The organism is Xanthomonas sp. F1, from assembly GCF_014199855.1.
In genome coordinates, this window is the sequence record NZ_JACHOK010000006.1 from 168295 (window position 1) to 187055 (window position 18761).

Below are 18761 nucleotides of genomic sequence, written 5' to 3' on the forward strand. Positions count from 1 at the left end.
CGCCGTTCAGGCGCCTGTGGGCGGCTCGTCATCCCGCGCACGCGCCGCGCGCAGCCGGTCCTTCTTGCTTGGCCGCTTGCCCTTGATGCCACCGGTGGAGGCGGCCGCCTCGGTGGCGGGTGTGGCAGCCGGGGCCGATACCGGCGCTGGCTCGAAACCGGGAATACGTTCGCGCGGCACGCGTACGCCTTGTCGCTTCTCGATCAGGCGCAGATGCGCCGCGCTGGCCGTGTCGACGAAGCTCAGCGCCTGGCCCTCGGCACCGGCGCGCGCGCTGCGGCCGATGCGGTGGGTGTAGTCGGCGGTGGAGCGCGGCAGGTCGTAGTTCACCACCACCGGCAGCGCGGCGATGTCGATGCCGCGCGCGGCCAGGTCGGTGGTCACCAGCACGCGCACCTGCTGCTGGCGGAACGCGTCCAGGGTGCGCAGGCGCCGACCTTGCGCGAGGTCGCCGTGCAATGGCTGCGCCGCGATGCCGGCCTTGGCCAGGGCCGAGGCGACCTGCTCGGTGCTGCGCCGGCTGGCCACGAACACCAGCGCCCGCGGCCAGGCCTCGTGCTCCAGCAGATGTTGCAGCAAGGCCAGGCGACGGCCGTAGTCGACCTCGATCGCGCGCTGGCGCAGCGTCGCCGGGATCGGCGCGGCGTCGGCGTTGTCGCCGATCCGTCGCGGTGCGTGCAGCAGGCGCGTGGCCAGCGCCGCGATCGGGGCCGGCAGGGTGGCCGAGAACAGCAGGGTCTGCCGCGTCGGCGGCAGCAGTTGCAGCAGCCGCTCCAGTTCGGCGCCGAAGCCCAGGTCGAGCAGGCGGTCGGCCTCGTCCAGCACCAGGTGCGCCACCGCGTCCAATTGCAGCGCGCGCTGCCCCAGCAGATCCAGCAGGCGTCCGGGGGTCGCCACCACCACGTCGGCGCCGCCGCGCAGCGCCAGCATCTGCGGATTGATCGAGATGCCGCCGACCGCCACCACCACCCGCGGCCGCCGCGGCAGCTCCAGGCCCAGCGCGACGAAGGCGTCGGCGACCTGCACCGCCAGTTCGCGGGTCGGCACCAGCACCAGCACGCGGGTGGAGCGCGCCGGCCTCGCCGCCTGCGCGCAGGCCTGCAGCAGCGGTAGCGCGAACGCGGCGGTCTTGCCGGAGCCGGTTTGCGCCATCGCCAGCACGTCGTGGCCGGCGACGATCAGCGGCACCGCCTGCTGCTGGATCGGCGTGGGCGTCGGCCAGCCGGCGCGCGCGAGCGCGGCGGCGAAGGCGGGATACAGCGCGGGCGACAGGCCGAGGGAGGCGAATGGCATCGGGGACAGACAAGGCGCGGGAGAGACCGCACAGTATGGCCGACCCGGTGCAGGAGCGGTTCCGTCGTGTTGCTTTGGGCGATCGCGCGTCGCGGCTGAAGCCGCTCCCACAAGGACGTGCGGCGAGTGCGCCGGGTGCACTGTGGGAGGGACTTCAGTCCCGACGCATTGCGCCGTCGGAACGCACGCCACTTCGCCCGTCGCGGCTGATCCCGAAAAGGGGACCAGAGCCGCTCCTACGAGGCGATTGGCGAGAGCGGCTGTGGCCGATCCCCAATCCCCAACTGCAACGCACGGCCATCCACGCGGATGGCCATGCGCGAGTGGACACGTTACTGCGTGCAGCTCACGCCGACGGCGGCGAAGGCGTTGTTGACGGCGGTCACCGAGCGGCCCAGGTCGCTGGCGGCGGTGCGCACACCACAGGCGCCGCTGTTGAAGCTGGTGCTCGGCGTCCAGTACAGCTGGTTGGCGCGGGCGAATACTTCGAAGGCGCTGCGCGTGTTCCAGCCGGAGGTGGTGGCCAGGGTGTAGAACGCCTTGTTGTAGACGCCCGAGGAGTAATGCACGTCCAGGCCGCTGCGGTAGTTGGCGGCGTTGTCGATCGAACTGCCGTCCTGCGTCGGGTTGGCCATGTAGCGCAGCGCACCGTTGGCCTTGAAGATTTCGGTGCCGACCTTGAAGTCGTTCGTGCCCTTGAGGTAGTACTCGGTGGCCTCGCCGGCCATGTCCGAGAACGCCTCGTTGATGCCGCCGGACTGGCCCGAATAGGTGAGGTTGGAATGCTGCTCGGTGAAGCCGTGCGAGACCTCGTGGCCAGCGACGTCGGCGCTCACCAGCGGATAGAAACGGGTGTTGCCGTCGCCGAAGTTCATCGTCGAGCCGTTCCAGAACGCGTTCTCGTAGCGCGTGCCGTAATGCACGCGCATCACCAGTTGGAAGGTCAGCGGCGCCACGCCGACGTAGCTGCGGTACATCTTCTCGATCACGCCACCGAAGTAGTGCGCGTCGTTGATCGGCGAGTAGGCGCCGTTGATGGCCTTGTAGGTGTTGCGTGGGCAGGTGAACTGGTACGCGGTGGCGCCGGAGCTGCCGCCGTTGAGGTTCACCGACTTGACGTTGCTGTTCTGCATGCGGCAGTTGTCGTCCACCTCCAGGAAACCGTGGATGCTGTCGCTGCCGTACTCGTACTGGCCGGTCTTGGCGTTGCCGCCGGGGCCGGTGGCATCGCGGGTGGTCAGGCCCTCCCACTGCTTCAGGATGGTGCCATTGCGCGCGTCCACGATCACGAACGGCCGGCTCGGCGCGCCGCCGTTCGGCGCATCGGCGAAGAACGACACCACGTAGGCCAGGTGCGCGCGGTCGCTGTCGTCGAGATAGATCATCTGCGGCGCCTGCGCGCGTTCGATACGGCGCTCGGCCTGGGTCGTACCCAGCGCGACGCGCTGCGCCAGCAGCAACGCGCGGTCTGCGGTCAGCGTGGCGTTGGGCGTATTGGCGGCAGTAGCCGGCAACTCGCTGGCCAGCCCGGCCACCGAGCGGCCGAACAGGCTGCGCACGCTGCCGTCAGCGCGCTCGCTGACGATCACCTGTTCGCCCCACACCGGAATGCCGCGGAAGGTCTGCTGGTAGCGGCGATGCACGGTGCCGTCGGCATCTTCGCTGCTGCCGAGCAGGGTGAGCGCGGATTCGGCGTCCAGCCCGATCAGTTCGGCATGGCGCACCGCGGCTGCGGCCGGAATGCCGCCGACGCGCGCGGCGGCGCTGCGGTACTGGGCACCGAGCGTGTCCGGATTCTTGGCATGCAGATCCACGCGCTGCGCGGCGCTGGCGGAGGAGGCGGCGAGCGCGAGCAGCAGGGAGGGCAGCAGCACCGACGGACGATGACGACTTGGCAGAGTCATGAGCGGAATCCTCGTAACGCGAGAAGGAAGGACACGCCGACGCGGCAGCGGAGCGGCCGTGCGCGGTGACGTGGCATGACGACCGGGCAGTGCGGCCGATCGGCGCAGTGCCTCCCCCTGTGCAGCGACCATAACGGTGCTGCTGCGGCGCGTGGTAGACAGGTTTTGTTCAGGATTTTTTTGACGTCCAGAGGATGCGTGCGTCGGTTCCCGACATGTGATGTGCAGTCGAGGACGTTTGGTGCGTCATCACAGCGTGATGCGTTCGTTCGTCGCGTCGGGACCGAGGTTCCTCCCACAATGGTGCATCCGCTGTGCCTGACGCAGCAGATGCACGCTTGGTGTCAGCAAGTCGGCTGATGTGCACCGACGCAGGCGGAAGCGATCACCAGCGCCGATCTCAAACAGCCACATGGCGCTGGTCATGCACGTAACGCAGGTGATTGTGCTGTGGGAGGGGCTTCAGCCCCGACGCGCTGTGCTGGAGTTGCTCATCCGCTATCGCTCGGCGACGTGCAGAAGAGCGCAGAAAACGCGTCTCTCTGTGTCGCTTCCGAGGCATTCGTTGCAGAAGAGCGTGAGCCCCGGCGATTTTTGTTCGTCGCGTCGGGACTGAAGTCCCTCCCACAATGCTGCATCCGCTGCGTCCGGCGTAGCAGATGCACGGCTTGGCGTCAGCAAGTCGGCTGATGTGCACCGACGCACGCCGAAGCGATCACCAGCGCCGATCCCAAACAGCCACATGGCGCTGGTCATTTACGTAGCGCTGGTCATTGCACTGTGGGAGGGGCTTCAGCCCCGACGCGCTGTGCTGGAGTTGCTCATCCGCTATCGCTCGGCGACGTGTAGAAGAGCGCAGAAAACGCGTCTCTCTGTGTCGCTTCCGAGGCGTTCGTTGCAGAAGGGCTTGAGCCCCGGCGATTTTGTTCGTCGCGTCGGGACTGAAGTCCCTCCCACAATGCTGCGTCCGCTGCGTCTGACGCAGCATATGCACGGCTTGGCGTCAGCAAGTCGGCTGGTATGTGCCGAACGCGCGTCGAAGCGGTCGCCCAGCGCCGATCCCAACGGTCACATGGCGTTGGTCATTCACGTAGCGCTGGTCATTGCACTGTGGGAGGGGCTTCAGCCCCGACGCGCTGTGCTGGGGTTGCTCATCCGCTATCGCTCGGCGACGTGTAGAAGAGCGCAGAAAACGCGTCTCTCTGTGTCGCTTCCGAGGCGTTCGTTGCAGAAGGGCGTGAGCCCCGGCGATTTTTGTTCGTCGCGTCGGGACTGAAGTCCCTCCCACAATGCTGCATCCGCTGCGTCCGGCGTAGCAGATGCACGGCTTGGCATCAGCAAGTCGGCTGATGTGCGCCGAACGCACGCCGGAGCGATCGGCAGCGCCGATCCCAAACAGCAACATGGCGCTGGTCATTCACTTAGCGCTGGCCATTGCACTGTGGGAGGGGCTTCAGCCCCGACGCGCTGTGCTGGGGTTGCTCATCGGCTATCACCCCACGAGGTGCAGAAGACCGCGGGAAACATGCGCCTCTAGGTGGCCTCTGAGCCATCCGCTGTAGAAGAGCTTGAGTCCCGCCATCTTTTTGTTCGTCGGGTCGGGGCTGAAGCCCCTCCCACAATGGTGGTGCATCCCATCATTGGGGTGCATCTGCTGCGGCAGGCGCAGCAGATGCACCGCTTTGCGTCAGGCACGTCGGCTGCTCTGCAAGGTGACGGTCGCTCAGCCCGGTAGCGCCAGGTCGTCGATCATCGCGCGCAGGAAGCGCGCCGCTTCGCCGCCGGTGCAGGCGCGGTGGTCGAAGCTCAGCGACAGCGGCAGGATCTTGTGCGTTTCCACGCCGCCCATCACCGGCACCAGCTGATGGCGGGCGCGGCCGGCGGCGACGATGGCCACGCATGGCGGCACCACGATCGGCGTGGCGTAGCGGCCGGCGAACATGCCGAAGTTGGACAGCGAGATGGTATAGCCGCTCAGTTCCGAGGCCGGAATGCTGCGCGCCTCCACCTGCTGGCGCAGACGGTTGATGCCTTCGCGCACGCCGCGTGCATCGAGCATGTCGGCATTGCGCAGGGCCGGCACGAACAACCCGTCGTCGGTGTCCACGGCGATGCCGATGTCCACGTGCACGTGCAGGGTGCGGGTCAGCGCCTCGCCGTCGAACCATGCATTGAGCGCCGGCACCGCCTGGCAGGCGGCGACGATCGCGCGCACCAGGCGCCCGGTGGTGTCGTTGCCCGGCGTCCACGCGTGCAGGTCGGCATCGTCGTTGAGCGTGGTCAGCACCACCTGGCGCTGCGCCTCGGCCATCACCCGCGCCATGTTGCGGCGCACGCCCTTCAGCGGCTCGGGCTGGCCCTGCACGGCCACGCCGGGCGGCTGCGTGCGCATCGGCTTGCCGGCGGCGGAGAGCGGGGTGCGCGCAGGTGCGGCCTGGGGTGTGCGGGCTGTCGTAGGAGCGGCTTCCGCCGCGACGGCAGGACTGCGTGGAGTCGCGGCGGAAGCCGCTCCTGCAACGGCGCCGGCTTTCGCCGAGCCATCGGCCGCGGCCTGCTTGACGTCGGCCAGGGTGACCGCGCCGTCGGCGCCGCTGGCGCGCACCCGGCCCAGGTCCACGCCCAGCTTCTTGGCCAGGGCGCGCACCGCCGGCATCGCGCGCACGCCGCCGACCGACACGGCCTGCTCGCTGTGCACGGTGTTGGAGCTCTGCATCGCACCGACCACGGTGCCGGCATCGTCGCGCTCGCCTGCGGCCTGCGTGTTGTCGGCGTCGTGCAGTTCGCCGCCGTCGTCGGAGGCGACCACGCGATCGTCGGCCGCGGCAGTGTCCGCGCCGGCGCCCTTGCCGGACGTGGCCTGCGCCGTGCCGCCGTGGTGATGGCCGGTGTCCTGGCCTTCGGCGCGCTGCGGCAGGTTCGGGTCGGGCGCGAACTGCGCCAGCATGCTGCCGGTGACGACGATGTCGCCCGGTGCGCCGGCCAGCTTCAGCACCTTGCCGGAGACCGGCGAGGGCACTTCCACCACCGCCTTGGCGGTTTCCATCGACACCAGCGGCTCGTCCAGCCGGATGGTGTCGCCTTCCTTGACGAACCACTCGACGATGGTGGCGTCGGGCAGGCCTTCGCCCAGGTCGGGCAGATTGAAATTCTTGGTTTGGCTCATGTGGTCTCTTCCAGCAGTTCCAGGTCGCGTGCCGGCAGCCAGCCCTGCACGCCATCGGCGCGCTCGGCCCACCACCAGTCGCCGTATTCGTGATGCAGGACGACGGTGTCGCCCTGCGCGGCATCGAGTTCGCGCGCGTCGTAGTCGCGCAGCGCCACGGCATGGCCGTCGCCGGTCGGCTGCAGCCAGGCCAGCGGCGCCCAGCCGGCGCTGCCGGTGGCGCCGGTGATCCAGACGAACGCCGGCCACTCCTCGTCGCGCACGCCCAGCGCGACCCGCTCGCCGGCGGCGATGCGGATCGGATGCGGATAGGCGGCGCGGTAATCGCTGATCAAACGTGCCTGCATATCAACCCGCGGCCATCGCCCGCTTGGCCGCGGCGACGATCTTGTCGGTGCTCGGCAGGTACTTCATTTCCAGCCGGAACAGCGGGATGTGGGTGTCGTAGCCGGTCACGCGCTGCACCGGCGCGACCAGGTCGTACATCGACTGCTCGGCCAGGCGCGCGGCGATCTCGGCGCCGAAGCCGGCGCTGCGCGGGGCTTCCTGCACGATCACGCAGCGGCCGGTGCGCGCCACCGATTCGGCGATGGTGTCGAAGTCCAGCGGGCGCAGCGTGGCCACGTCGATCACTTCGGCGCTGATGCCGTCGGCGGCGAGCCGGTCGGCCGCCTCCAGCGCTTCCTTGACCTGCGCGCCCCAGGCGACCAGGGTCACGTCGGTGCCGTCGCGCAGCACGAAGCACACGTCCAGCGGCAGCGCCTCGCCGTCGTCGGCGACCACTTCCTTGTACTGCCGGTAGATGCGCTTGGGCTCCATGTAGATCACCGGATCCGGCTCGCGGATCGCCGCCAGCAGCAGGCCGTAGGCGCGCTGCGGCGAGGACGGCAGCACCACGCGCAGGCCCGGTACGTTGGTGAAGATGGATTCGTTGGCTTCGCTGTGGTGTTCCGGCGCGCGGATGCCGCCGCCCCACGGCACGCGCAGCACCATCGGGCAGTGCAGGCGGCCGCGGGTGCGGGTGCGCAGGCGCGCGGCGTGGCAGATCAGGTGATCGACCATCGGGTAGACGAAGCCGTCGAACTGCGCCTCGGCCACCGGCTTCATGCCCTGCGCGGCAAGGCCGACGCTGAGCCCGGCGATGGTGGTCTCGTCCAGCGGGGTGTCGAGCACGCGCTGCGCGCCGAAGCGCTGCTGCAGGCCGGCGGTGGCGCGGAACACGCCGCCGTTGACGCCCACGTCCTCGCCCAGCACCAGCACCGACGGGTCGTGCTGCAGTTCCCAGGCCAACGCCTGGGTCACCGCTTCGATCAAGGTAATGGGCGTGCTGGTCATCGGGCTGTCTCCGCGCGCGGTGGCGGCGCTGTGGGCGGTGCCGGCCGCAGACGCGGCGGACGTGTCGGCGAGGCGAGGGCTCAACTCATCCATGGCGCTGCTCCAGGGCGATGGCCTCGGCGCGCTGCGCGAGCAGGTCCGGTGGGGGATCGGCGTACAGGTAGTCGAACATGGCTTCCACCGGCTGCACCGGGGTTTCCAGGTAGGCGTTGAGTTCGATGTCGGCCAGGCGCGCGCATTCCTGCTTCCACGCCGCCTCTTCTTCTTCGCTCCACAGGCCCTGCGCGCTCAGCCAGGCGCGCAGGCGCAGCAGCGGTTCGCGTTCCCAGGCCTGCTTGACCTCGGCGTCGTCGCGGTAGCGGCGCGCGTCGTCGGCAGTGGTGTGGTCGGACAGGCGGTAGGTCATGAACTCGATCACCGTGCCGCCCTGGCCGGCCAGCGCACGCTCGCGCGCCTGACGCATCGCCTCCAGTACCGCGATCAGGTCGTTGCCGTCCACCTGCAGGCAATGCAGGCCGCCGGCCAGGCCCTTCTGCGCCAGCGTCTGCGCACCGGTCTGCGCGTTGCGCGGCACCGAGATCGCCCAGCCGTTGTTGATCACGCACAGGATCAACGGCAATTGGTAAGCGCCTGCGGAGTTGAGCGCGGCATAGAAGTCGGTCTTGGACGAGCCGCCATCGCCGCAGGTGGCCACGGCCACCTGTGGCTCGCCGCGCAGCTTGAAGGCCAGCGCGGCGCCGGCGGCGTGCAGGCACTGGGTGGAGATCGGCACGCAGATCGGGAAGTCGCGGGCGGCGTCGGAATCGCGCTGGAAGTCGCTGCCGCGCTCGTCGCCGCCCCAGTACAGCAGCACTTCGCGCGGGCGCACGCCGCGCATGAACATGGCGCCGTACTCGCGATAGCTGGGCGCCAGCACGTCGCCGCGGCGCATCGACGCACCGATGCCGACGTGGGTGGCCTCGTGGCCCAGGCAGGAGGCGTAGGTGCCCAGCTTGCCGGTGCGCTGCAGGGCCACCGCCTTGCTGTCGAAGGTGCGCACGTACAGCATCTGCTTGAACAGCGCCAGCAGCGTCTGTGGGTTGGCCGAGTCGGCCGGAAGCGCGTCGCGGACCGGCTGGCCGCCCGCGTCGAGGTACTGCAGGAACTCAATTTCGAACTGGGCGGCGATGCTCATGGCGATGGCGCTCTCGACAACAAGTTTCAAATGATATGAGTCGGCATGTTAAGGAAGCCGTGCACAAAAGCCGTCGTGCACCGCAGCACGTGGCGATGCCGTAGCGCACAAGAAAAGCCTGGTCGCGCCGCGTTGCGGATTGATGGCGTTGGGTATCGACGATGTTGCAGTGCGATGCATGCCGTTCATGTGCGCGTGGATGTCCACCGGTGGCGATGGTCAACGCCCGCGGTGCGCTGCGCGCGTCGGCGAGGAGATCATCGGGCAAGCACGGAAGGCGCACACGTGTACGCGCGGCGCGAGGGCACCTTCCATCGCTTTTACGCCGTCATCTCGTAGGAGCGGCTTCCGCCGCGACGGGCGTTACCGGGAACGCCGTCGCGGCGGAAGCCGCTCCTGCAACAAAACAAAAAAGGGCGTGGCCGCGAGGCCACGCCCTTCCGGTTGCCGCGGTCGCCGCGATCAGCGGCCGAACAGGCGCAGCCCCTCCACGCGGGTGCTGAAGCGCGCGCTGTTGTCGCTGGGATCGGCATCGGCCGAAGTCGAGCCGGCGCTGGCGCCGATCACGATCTGGCGGTCGGCCGGCAGCGGCCGCGTCGCCAGGCTCAGGCGGAACGCGGCGCTGGCGCCCGGTGCCAGATCGGCGCCGCTGCGGCACTGGAAGCGCGCGCTGCGCAGGCCGTGGCTCTGCCGCACGCACTGCCAGCCGCGCGGCGGCACCAGCGCAGTCAGGGCGGACAGGGTGCTGCCGTCGATCTCCACGCTGGCGCCCTGCACCGGCGCATTGCCGTGGTTGCGCACGTCGATGCGGTAGTCGGCGAAGAAGGCGAAGAACGGCAGCGTGGCCGGGCCGTCGATCGACACCGCCAGGTCGCCGGCCGGGCGCGCCTGCACCGCCACCGTGGCGCTGCCGCCGTTGTCGCCGGGGTTGGGGTCCTCAGTCTGCGAGGCCACCGACGCGGCCAGGCTCAGGCTGCGCCCGACCAGGGCGGTGCCGGCCGGCACTGCCACATCGAAGCGCGGCGTGGCGCCGGCGGCGAACTGCGCGGTGCTGCAGGTGACCACGGTCTGCGCGGCCACCTCCGGCGCCGCGCAGTCCCAGCCCGGGGCCGCGGTGACGCTCGGGGCCACCGCCGCGTCCAGGGCGAAGGCGACCGCCGCGGCCCGCGCCGCATCCGGGCCGGCGTTGGCCAGGGTGATGCTGTAGCGGATGGTGTCGCCGGCGTAGACCGACGCGTTGGCGGCGCTCACGCGCAGGCTCAGGTCGGCGCGCTCCAGCGGCTTGAGCTTGATCAGCACCACCGCCGGGTCGTGGTCGGACAGCCGTGCCGGCGAGTTGGCGTCGTTGCGGGCCACGGCCGGGAAGTCGGCGTTGAGCCGCGCATGGGCTTCGCTGAGGCCGGCGATCTGCGCCGAGCGCATCAGCGCGCGGTTGGCCAGGATGTGGTCCAGCGACTGCACGTTGCCGTCGTAGGCGTAGGAGTAGCTCTGGTCCGGCGTCGACAGCAGGGTGAGGTTGTACAGCGCCGGATCGACCAGGGTGGCGCCATCGCCGGCGACCACGGTCTGCGCGTCGGGCGCCGGCAGGCCGGTGATGGTGCCCATCGCATCGACGTAGCCGTCGTTGAACTCGAAGGCGTTGAAGTCGCCCATCACCAGCACCTGCTCGGTCGGATCGGCGGCTTGCCGCGCCTGCAGCAGGTTGGCCAGGAACACCGCCTGCGCCTGGCGCTTGGCGCGGATGCGCTGGCCGCTGGCATCGTCGGTCTCGGCGCCGTTGAGCGAACGCTGGTGCACCTCGACCACGGTCAGCGGCAGCGCACGGCCGTCGGCGAAATGCACCACCGCCTTCAGCAGCAGCGGCGGGCGGTCGTTGAGCAGGCTGACGGTGCCGCTGGGCTCGGTCCAGGTGGCGGCCTTGCCTTCCTGGTTCACCGAGACCACCTCGACGCGGGCGATGCCGGCGCCGACTTGCGCGGTCTTGACCAGGAAGCCGACGTCGATGCCGCCCACGTCGTTGCCTTCCTGCAGGTAGGCCACGTACTGCGGATCGGGCTGGCCGGCGGCCACCGCGTCGCGGTTGACGCGGTCGGCCAGGGTCTGCAGCACGCTCAGATTCTCGATCTCCACCGTGCCGAGGATGTCGGGGGTGTTGAGGTAGTTGCGGATCGCCAGCGAGGCCTTGTTGAGGCGCGCCTGGTAGGCGGCCGCGGTCAGCACCGGTTCGCCGATCGCCGGATCGTTCTGGTCGTCGAAGAAGCGCTCCATGTTGTAGGTGGCGATGTTGACGTCGTCGGCCTGCGGCGCGGGGGCGGCCTTGGGCTGGTCGGCACCGTTGCACTGCACGGTGGGCGCGGTTTCCGGGTAGATCGTGTAGCGGCGGAAGCTGTAGTCCAGCGGACCGCTGACGCCGAGCACGGTGCAGCCGGCGGCCACGTCGATGCGCTCGCCGCCGAGGCCGGCGCTGCCGACCGCGATCACCTGCGGACTGGTGTTCCAGCGCGGCACGTCGCTCGGCGAGCCGGCCGGCAGCGCGTCGGGCTGCTGCACGCCGGCGGTGCGCCAGGCGCGCGGCAGGCCGGTGACCACCGCATGGAACACGCCATTGCTGGTGGCGCTGGCGTTGGTCTCGTTGACGTTGCCCAGGGTCGGCGTGTTGACGGTCAGGCTGGGCACGGTGACGCGCATGCCTTCCAGGCGCTCGAGCTGGTCGTAGGCGCCGTTCGGGTCGGGGAAGCGGGTGGTCAGCTCGATGGCGGCCGGCAGCGGATTGCCGGTGGACTGCAGCAGCACCGTCGGCGAGGTCAGTTCGGTCAGCGGCGGCTGGCTGGGGTCGGTGCTGGGCACGTATTCGACCACCGTGGCCTGCACCCGCACCGCATTGCCCACCGCGGCCTCGGCCGGCGGCGCGCTGCCGGTGTAGACGTAGATGCCCTCGGAGGTGAGCGGGTCGGCGTCGGCCTGGGCGTCGGGCGTCTGCAGGAAGAAGCCGGCGCTGCGCCGCGCGGTGACGATGCCGCTGGTGGCGACCACCTGGCCGACCAGCGGCGAGCGCGCGCCGCTGCCCTGGATGCTGTGGATCGGCACCAGGTTGAAGTCGTCGTTGAGGATCACCCCGCTGGCGGTCAGCGTGGACGGCAGCGCGCCGCTGACCCCGCTGATGTCGAGGTAGAAGGTCTCGTCCGGTTCGTTGCTGGTGTCGCCGTTGACCAGCACGCGCACCTCGGCGCTGCTTTCGCCGGCCGGGATGGTCACCTGGGTCGCGGCCAGTGCCTGGTAGTCGCTGCCGGCAGTGGCGGTGCCGTCGCGGGTGGCGACGGTGAAGCTCACGCCGGCGCTGCCGGCCGGCTGGCTCAGGGTCACGGTGAACACGAACGCGGTGCTGCCGCTGTCGCCCTCGGCGCGGCTGACGTTGGCCACGCTGGCCACCGGCAGGTTGCCGCCGCCGCACAGGCTGACCGGCGCGGCGCTGTTGCGCGGGGTCGGCGCGCCGGTGGCGAAGTCGGCGTTGTTGTTGTCGCTGTCGGTGCAGCCGCCGTTGCCGCGCAGCACCGCCAGGGTGTTGCTGGGCGCGGCGGTCGGGGCGCTGCCTTCGGCGCAGCTGGCGCTGCTGCCGTAGCCGACGAAGTCGGCGTTGCCGGCCGGGCAGGCGCCGCTCAGCGCGGCGCTGCTCTTGCTCAGCGCGATCTTGCCGGCGCTGCCGCTCATGGCGATGGTGCCGGTGGCGTCGGGCGCGGGCAGCGCGGTGCTGCCGCCGCTGCCGTCGGCCTGCTTGACCAGGTAGTAGCCGCCCGGCGCGATGCTGCCGCTCAGCGTGGTGACCTGCCAACTGCTGCCGGCGGCCGAGGCGTACTGCACCGACCAGCCGGCCAGGCTCACCGCCTCGCTGCCGTTATTGTGCAATTCGACGAAATCGCTCTTGTAGGTGGCGCCGCTGTTGCCGCCACCGCCATAGACCTGGCTGATGACCACCTGTGCCTGGGCGTACCCGGCACACCCCAACGCGCACGACAACACTGCAGCTCGAAGCAGCATGGTTCGCATGAACAAGATCTCCCCAATCCTTGAAGACGTGGACTAACGCAGATGAACCGACGGCGCCCCCAGCGCCGCCGACGATTGTGCCGGAGTTTGACAACGGGTGCTGACCAATGTGTGACATTCGTTGCTGCGGTACCCTTGCCGGCCCGCAACGCCCACGCCGCCCATGCCCGTCGAACAGAACCAGCGCCCGCTCGAAGCCGGCATCCATACCGACCTGGAAGGCCGCCTGACCTATGGCGGCTACCTGCGCCTGGACCGGCTGCTGTCGGCGCAGCAGCCGCTGTCGAACCCGCCGCATCACGACGAACTGCTGTTCATCGTCCAGCACCAGACCTCGGAGCTGTGGCTGAAGCTGCTGGCGCACGAGCTGGGCGCGGCGATCGCGCACCTGCAGCGCGATCAGGTGTGGCAGTGCCGCAAGGTGCTGGCGCGCAGCAAGCAGGTGCTGCGCCTGCTGACCGAGCAGTGGTCGGTGCTGGAGACCCTGACTCCGTCCGAGTACATGGGGTTCCGCGACGTGCTGGGCCCGTCCTCCGGGTTCCAGTCGCTGCAGTACCGCACCATCGAATTCATGCTCGGCAACAAGAACGCGCAGATGCTGCCGGTGTTCGACCACGACCCGCAGGGCCAGGCGGCGCTGCAGGCGGTGCTGGAGGCGCCCAGCCTGTACGAGGAATTCCTGCGCTATCTGGCCCGCTTCGGCCATGCGGTGCCGGCGCCGTACCACGCCCGCGACTGGCGCCAGCCGCATGTCAGCGACCCGCTGCTGCGCCCGGTGTTCGAGCGCATCTACGAGAACACCGACCGCTACTGGCGCGAGTACTCCCTGTGCGAGGACCTGGTGGACCTGGAGACCCAGTTCCAGCTGTGGCGCTTCCGCCACATGCGCACGGTGATGCGGGTCATCGGCTTCAAGCGCGGCACTGGCGGCTCCAGCGGCGTCGGCTTCCTGCAGCAGGCGCTGGCGCTGACCTTCTTTCCGGAGTTGTTCGAGGTGCGGACGTCGGTGGGGCTGGAGAGCCGGGACTCGGGACTCGGGACCCGGGACCCGGGGGCGTCGTCGCAAGTTCCGTAGTGGAGCGAGAGGGAAGGCGCCGCTTTGCATTGCTGCGCTGCGTCGTATTACCGCTGTTGCCGTTGCCGTGCGCCACGCAGATGCCGGCGTGCAGCGGTTGCTGGTGTGGCGCTCTATCGCCGCGATCCATCCGTCCTCGTGCGGCCGCTTTTCCGGGTCCCGGGCCCCGGGTCCCGAGTCCCGGCCCCTCCACGCATTTGACGCCACGCCGTCGCTCGGTGATCCTCGCCCGTTGCCCGGCCTGGCCGGACGCACCGCCCCAGCCCATCCTGAATACGCAAGGGAACACCGCATGAGCGTTGACGTCGTCGCGTCGAACCACCCCGCCTCACCGCAGCCGCCGTCAGCGCAACCGCCCGAATTCAAGACCCTGCTGGGGCATCCGCGTCCCCTGTGGATGCTGTTCATGACCGAGTTCTGGGAGCGCTTCGCGTTCTACGGCATTCGCTGGGCGCTGGTGCTGTACATCGTGGCGCAGTTCCATGGCGGCCAGGGCACGGGCCAGGCCTCGGCCAGCGCCACCTATGGCGCGTACCTGGCGCTGGTGTACGCGGCGGCGATCTTCGGCGGCTACATCGCCGACCGGGTGCTCGGCTACCAGCGCTCGATCCTGGTCGGCGCCGCGGTCATGTCCACCGGCCTGTTCCTGATCTCCGTGCCCAACCCGCAGATCTTCGAACTGGGCCTGGCCACCGTGGTGGTCGGCAACGGCCTGTTCAAGCCCAACATCTCGACCATGGTCGGCAAGCTGTACAGCGCCGCCGATCCGCGCCGCGACAGCGGCTTCACCATCTTCTACATGGGCATCAACCTGGGCGCGATGATCGCGCCGTGGCTCACCCAGCAGCTGGCCGAGAAGGTGTTCGGTACCGAAGCGATGCCGTCCTACAAGATGGTGTTCATCGCCTCGGGCATCGGCATGCTGATCAGCCTGGTGTGGTTCTGGTTCGGCCGCCGCCAGCTCAAGGGCATCGGTGCGCCGTTGCCGGGCGGTGCCGGCGGCATGCGCGTGGTCTACGTGCTGCTGGGCATGCTGGTGGCGATCCCGGCGGTGTATCTGGCGCTGGCCGCCGGCGCCGAAGTGCTGCAGTGGATCCTCAGCACCATGTTCGTGGCCCTGGCGATCATGCTGCTGGTGGAAGGCATCCGCAACGGCAAGGTGGCGCGCGACAAGGTCATCGCGATGCTGATCATCTTCGCCTTCAACGTGCTGTTCTGGATGTTCTTCGAGCAGGCCGGCAGCTCCTTCACCTTCCTCGCCGACGAGATCGTCAACCGCCAGTTCGGCGACTGGACCTTCCCGACGGCGTGGTTCCAGTCGGTCAACTCGCTGGCGATCATCACCCTGGCGCCGATCATCGCCTGGATCTGGGTCAAGGCCGGCCGCTTCAATCCGTCGATCTCGCGCAAGTTCGCGCTCGGCCTGATGTTCAACGGCCTGGCCTTCCTGCTGCTGATGTTCGCGCTGTCGAGCCTGGTCAACGACGCCGGCAAGATCCCGTTCTGGACGCTGTTCATGGTCTACGTCATCCAGTCGGTGGGCGAGCTGTGCCTGTCGCCGATCGGGCTGTCGATGGTGACCAAGCTGGCGCCGCTGCGGCTGGTCGGCTTCGGCATGGGCGGCTGGTTCCTGTCCACCGGCATCGGCAACAACCTGTCCGGCATCTTCGCCAGCCATGTCAGCGGCGAAGGCGGCATGACCGTGTCTTCCGCGCTGGGCGGGTATACCTTCGGGTTCTGGGCGCTGCTGGGCGCCGGCGTGGTGCTGTTCCTGATCGCGCCGTTGATCAGCAAGCTGATGCATGGTGTGAAGTAAGCTGAGGACGAGGTAATGGCGATGAACAAGACGATCTGCGCCGCGCTGGCGGCGATGCTGGCGCTGAGCGCGTGCGGGCAGACCGCGGCGCCGCCCGACGCGCAGGCGCCGGCCAAGCCGCTGGACACGTCGGTGCAGAAGCCGCCGGTGGCCGACCCCAACCAGCCGGTGGCTTCGGGCAATACCCCGGCGGCCGCCGACATCGCCGCGGCCAAGGCGCTGGGTGCGCAGTTCGATCCGCAGCGCAACCCGGCCGACGACCTGGAGACCGCCATGGTCGAGGCCAAGCGCGGCGGCAAGCGCATCCTGCTCGACGTGGGCAACGAGGCCTGCGACTGGTGCCACACCCTGGACACCTTCATCGAGGGCGATGCGGAACTGCGCAGCTTCCGCGACGCCAACTTCGTGTGGGTCAAGGTCAACGTCAGCGACGCCAACAAGAACGAGGCGTTCATGGCGCAGTACCCGAAGATCGTCGACTTCCCGCACCTGCTGGTGCTCGACGCCGACGGCAAACTGCTGCACTCGCAGGTGCTCGGCGACCTGCAGAAGGGCAAGGACTACGACCGCAAGAAGTTCTCGGACTTCCTCAAGGAATGGGCGCCGCCCAAGCCCTGAGCGGCGGCGAAGCGCGATTCTCGTAGGAGCGGCTTCAGCCGCGACGGAGCGTTACTGGGAACGCCCGGTCGCGGCTGAAGCCGCTCCTACGACGTCAAAGGCCCGCGGTGTGCGGGCCCCGGGCCTCAGCGCCCGGTCATGCTCGGCAGGCCCTCGGCCGCCAGGCGGTCGATCAGCCGGTTCAGCAGCCGCTGCTCGTCCTCGTTGAAGGGCGCCAGCAGGCGCCGTTCGCACTCCAGCACCATCGGCGCCACCACCTGGTACACCTCGACCCCGGCCGGGGTCAGGTGCAGCACCGAGCGGCGGCGGTCGTCGCCATGGGTCTCGCGCTGGATGAAGCCGCGCTCCAGCTGCCGCGCCACCGCCCGGCTCACCGCCACCTTGTCCATTGCGGTGCGTTCGGAGACCTCGCCGGCCGACAGCCCCGGATACAGCGCCAGCACCGCCATCACCCGCCACTCGGTCACCGCCATGCCATAGCGCTCGCCGTAGACGCGGGCGATGTTGCTGCTGATCCGGTTGGACAGCACGCTGATCCGGTACGGCAGGAACCGTTCCAGATCCAGTGAGGGCGAGTCGGGCGTGGAAGCGGGCGTGGCGATCGTCATGCTGCATTGCACCTTGCTGGTGGTTTCACTTGTAACTACAACGGAGGATACTACGGCCATTCTCGCGAGTCTGGCGTCCGTCCGCACCCGAAATTTCGGCCCGGCCGCCGCGACCCCGTCCTCCAGGAGACGCGTCATGAGTGCACAACCGCAACATCCGTCGCAGCCGGCCAACCTCGGCATGCAGGTCACCACCTTCGAGAACCCGATGGGCATCGACGGGTTCGAGTTCGTGGAATTCGCCGCGCCGGCCGGGCAGGGCGAGCAACTGCATGCGTACTTCCGCAGCATGGGCTTCACCGCGGTGCTGCGCCATCGCCAGCGTGCGATCACCGTGTACCGCCAGGGTGGGGTCAACTTCCTGGTCAACGAGGAACCGGATTCCTTCGCTGCCGATTTCGCTGCCGCGCATGGTCCCTGCGCCTGCGGCTTCGCGATCCGCTTCCGGCACCCGGCTGACGAGGTCTTCGCCAAGGTGCTGGAGAACGGCGGCGAAGCCATCGCCGACAAGGCCGACACCCGCGCGGTGCCGGCACCGGTGGTCAAGGGCATCGGCGACTGCATGCTGTATCTGGTCGACCAGTACGGCGAGAAGGGCTCGGTGTACACCGAGTTCGAGCCGGTGCCCGGCGCCGAGCAGCACCCGGCCGGCTTCGGCCTGACCTTCATCGACCACCTGACCCACAACCTGTACTTCGGCAACATGCAGCGCTGGTCGGATTACTACGAGCGCCTGTTCAACTTCCGCGAGATTCGCTACTTCGACATCAAGGGCGCCAAGACCGGGCTGGTGTCCAAGGCGATGACCGCGCCGGACGGCGTGGTGCGCATCCCGCTCAACGAATCGTCGGATCCCAAGAGCCAGATCAACGAATACCTGGACGCCTATCGCGGCGAAGGCATCCAGCACATCGCCTGCTTCACCGACGATATCTACGAGACGGTCGAGCGCATGCGCGCGGCCGGCGTCGAATTTCTGGACACCCCGGACACGTATTTCGACGTGATCGACCAGCGCATCCCCAATCACGGCGAGGACGTGGCGCGGCTGGCGCGCAACAAGATCCTGATCGACGCCGACCTGGAGACCAAGCAGCGCAAGCTGCTGCAGATCTTCACGCAGAACTGCATCGGCCCGATCTTCTTCGAGATCATCCAGCGCAAGGGCAACGAAGGCTTCGGCGAAGGCAACTTCCAGGCGCTGTTCGAGAGCATCGAGCGCGACCAGATGAAGCGCGGGGTGCTCTGAGGGCGGAATGCGTTGGCGACAAGCGGAGGCTGGTAGCTAATAGATGCTCAAAGCCAGCAGACGCTGACAGGGCATCGCGGAGACTTCCGACAGCCGGTGTAGCCCCTCTCCCACCGGGAGAGGGGTTGGGGTGAGGGTACGGTGGGGTCATGGAACTCAGGCCGCCATTGCCCACAACCACATTGAGAAACGCCCGCGGTTTGCGCCGTGACATGACCGATGCGGAAAGAAAACTCTGGCGCCACCTGCGAAACGGAGGCCTGCTTGGCCTGAAATTCCGCAGGCAGCATCCAATGCCGCCTTACGTCGTCATTTTTATTGCGAAGCGTTGAAGCTTGTCGTTGAACTGGATGGCTCGCAACATTTGGAAGCGGCCGACGCCGAGCGAACGCGTTACCTGCAGTCGCAGGGAATGCACGTACTGCGTTTCTGGAACAACGATGTGATGCTGCAAGCTGATGCGGTCCTGGAGACGATTCTGT

13 protein-coding genes and 1 pseudogene are annotated in these 18761 nt (G+C 68.8%); 5 read left to right on the forward strand and 9 right to left on the reverse strand.

The annotated features are described in order from the left end of the window. Positions 1 to 6: 6 nt before the first annotated feature. The 8 genes from GGR71_RS14540 to GGR71_RS14575 all read right to left on the reverse strand — a co-directional run bounded on the left by GGR71_RS14540 (position 7) and on the right by GGR71_RS14575 (position 12913). Complete coding sequence (locus tag GGR71_RS14540; RefSeq protein ID WP_160957630.1) at positions 7 to 1293, reverse strand: DEAD/DEAH box helicase; 1287 nt, start codon at positions 1291 to 1293, stop codon at positions 7 to 9. Between the two features lie 332 nt (positions 1294 to 1625). Then, positions 1626 to 3197, reverse strand: coding sequence for a M4 family metallopeptidase (locus GGR71_RS14545; RefSeq protein WP_160957629.1), 1572 nt, complete (start codon positions 3195 to 3197; stop codon positions 1626 to 1628). A 249-nt stretch (positions 3198 to 3446) separates the two neighbouring features. After that, entirely contained in the window at positions 3447 to 3623 is a 177-nt protein-coding gene (locus GGR71_RS14550; protein WP_160957628.1) for a hypothetical protein, read from the reverse strand. Between the two features lie 1297 nt (positions 3624 to 4920). Further along, complete coding sequence (locus GGR71_RS14555; RefSeq protein ID WP_160957627.1) at positions 4921 to 6360, reverse strand: dihydrolipoamide acetyltransferase family protein; 1440 nt, start codon at positions 6358 to 6360, stop codon at positions 4921 to 4923. Next, complete coding sequence (locus tag GGR71_RS14560) at positions 6357 to 6707, reverse strand: SH3 domain-containing protein (protein ID WP_160957626.1); 351 nt, start codon at positions 6705 to 6707, stop codon at positions 6357 to 6359. Before GGR71_RS14560 ends, GGR71_RS14555 begins: the two co-directional genes overlap by 4 nt. Before the next feature lies 1 nt (position 6708). After that, positions 6709 to 7788, reverse strand: a complete 1080-nt coding sequence (locus GGR71_RS14565; RefSeq protein WP_048489679.1) for an alpha-ketoacid dehydrogenase subunit beta — start codon at positions 7786 to 7788, stop codon at positions 6709 to 6711. Then, positions 7781 to 8869: a pyruvate dehydrogenase (acetyl-transferring) E1 component subunit alpha gene (gene pdhA, locus GGR71_RS14570; RefSeq protein ID WP_160957625.1), complete on the reverse strand. Its 1089-nt coding sequence runs from the start codon at positions 8867 to 8869 to the stop codon at positions 7781 to 7783. The genes GGR71_RS14565 and pdhA overlap by 8 nt, the downstream gene beginning before the upstream one ends. A gap of 462 nt (positions 8870 to 9331) precedes the next feature. Then, on the reverse strand, positions 9332 to 12913 hold the full coding sequence (locus GGR71_RS14575) for a lamin tail domain-containing protein (protein ID WP_160957624.1): 3582 nt from the start codon (positions 12911 to 12913) through the stop codon (positions 9332 to 9334). A 163-nt stretch (positions 12914 to 13076) separates the two neighbouring features. Between GGR71_RS14575 and GGR71_RS14580 the strand changes: the two genes are divergently transcribed. From GGR71_RS14580 to GGR71_RS14590, 3 genes are all read left to right on the forward strand, one after another. Further along, positions 13077 to 13988: a tryptophan 2,3-dioxygenase gene (locus GGR71_RS14580; protein WP_160957623.1), complete on the forward strand. Its 912-nt coding sequence runs from the start codon at positions 13077 to 13079 to the stop codon at positions 13986 to 13988. Positions 13989 to 14280: 292 nt separating this feature from the next. Continuing rightward, positions 14281 to 15804: a peptide MFS transporter gene (locus GGR71_RS14585; RefSeq protein WP_048489683.1), complete on the forward strand. Its 1524-nt coding sequence runs from the start codon at positions 14281 to 14283 to the stop codon at positions 15802 to 15804. 15 nt (positions 15805 to 15819) lie between these two features. Continuing rightward, entirely contained in the window at positions 15820 to 16422 is a 603-nt protein-coding gene (locus GGR71_RS14590) for a thioredoxin family protein (protein ID WP_160957622.1), read from the forward strand. Between the two features lie 125 nt (positions 16423 to 16547). Here the strand turns inward: GGR71_RS14590 and GGR71_RS14595 are convergent, their stop codons facing one another. Then, positions 16548 to 17030 carry a MarR family winged helix-turn-helix transcriptional regulator gene (locus GGR71_RS14595; RefSeq protein ID WP_160957621.1) on the reverse strand — a complete coding sequence of 161 codons (483 nt, stop codon included), beginning with the start codon at positions 17028 to 17030 and terminating at the stop codon, positions 16548 to 16550. A gap of 136 nt (positions 17031 to 17166) precedes the next feature. On the opposite strand from GGR71_RS14595, the gene hppD reads away from it, so the two are divergent. Then, positions 17167 to 18279, forward strand: coding sequence for a 4-hydroxyphenylpyruvate dioxygenase (gene hppD, locus GGR71_RS14600; protein WP_456362627.1), 1113 nt, complete (start codon positions 17167 to 17169; stop codon positions 18277 to 18279). Positions 18280 to 18491: 212 nt separating this feature from the next. Continuing rightward, positions 18492 to 18706 (forward strand): annotated as a pseudogene (locus GGR71_RS21125) (endonuclease domain-containing protein); the annotation flags it as partial. Positions 18707 to 18761: the final 55 nt, after the last annotated feature.

What these genes read in the sequence shown, in the direction of transcription:
- GGR71_RS14595 (WP_160957621.1), bottom strand. Translation starts at nt 17,030, where the DNA reads ATGACGATCGCCACGCCCGCTTCCACGCCCGACTCGCCCTCACTGGAT.
- hppD (WP_456362627.1), top strand. Translation starts at nt 17,167, where the DNA reads ATGAGTGCACAACCGCAACATCCGTCGCAGCCGGCCAACCTCGGCATG.
- pdhA (WP_160957625.1), bottom strand. Translation starts at nt 8,869, where the DNA reads ATGAGCATCGCCGCCCAGTTCGAAATTGAGTTCCTGCAGTACCTCGAC.
- GGR71_RS14550 (WP_160957628.1), bottom strand. Translation starts at nt 3,623, where the DNA reads ATGACCAGCGCCATGTGGCTGTTTGAGATCGGCGCTGGTGATCGCTTC.
- GGR71_RS14575 (WP_160957624.1), bottom strand. Translation starts at nt 12,913, where the DNA reads ATGCGAACCATGCTGCTTCGAGCTGCAGTGTTGTCGTGCGCGTTGGGG.
- GGR71_RS14555 (WP_160957627.1), bottom strand. Translation starts at nt 6,360, where the DNA reads ATGAGCCAAACCAAGAATTTCAATCTGCCCGACCTGGGCGAAGGCCTG.
- GGR71_RS14560 (WP_160957626.1), bottom strand. Translation starts at nt 6,707, where the DNA reads ATGCAGGCACGTTTGATCAGCGATTACCGCGCCGCCTATCCGCATCCG.
- GGR71_RS14540 (WP_160957630.1), bottom strand. Translation starts at nt 1,293, where the DNA reads ATGCCATTCGCCTCCCTCGGCCTGTCGCCCGCGCTGTATCCCGCCTTC.
- GGR71_RS14590 (WP_160957622.1), top strand. Translation starts at nt 15,820, where the DNA reads ATGGCGATGAACAAGACGATCTGCGCCGCGCTGGCGGCGATGCTGGCG.
- GGR71_RS14585 (WP_048489683.1), top strand. Translation starts at nt 14,281, where the DNA reads ATGAGCGTTGACGTCGTCGCGTCGAACCACCCCGCCTCACCGCAGCCG.
- GGR71_RS14565 (WP_048489679.1), bottom strand. Translation starts at nt 7,788, where the DNA reads ATGGATGAGTTGAGCCCTCGCCTCGCCGACACGTCCGCCGCGTCTGCG.
- GGR71_RS14580 (WP_160957623.1), top strand. Translation starts at nt 13,077, where the DNA reads ATGCCCGTCGAACAGAACCAGCGCCCGCTCGAAGCCGGCATCCATACC.
- GGR71_RS14545 (WP_160957629.1), bottom strand. Translation starts at nt 3,197, where the DNA reads ATGACTCTGCCAAGTCGTCATCGTCCGTCGGTGCTGCTGCCCTCCCTG.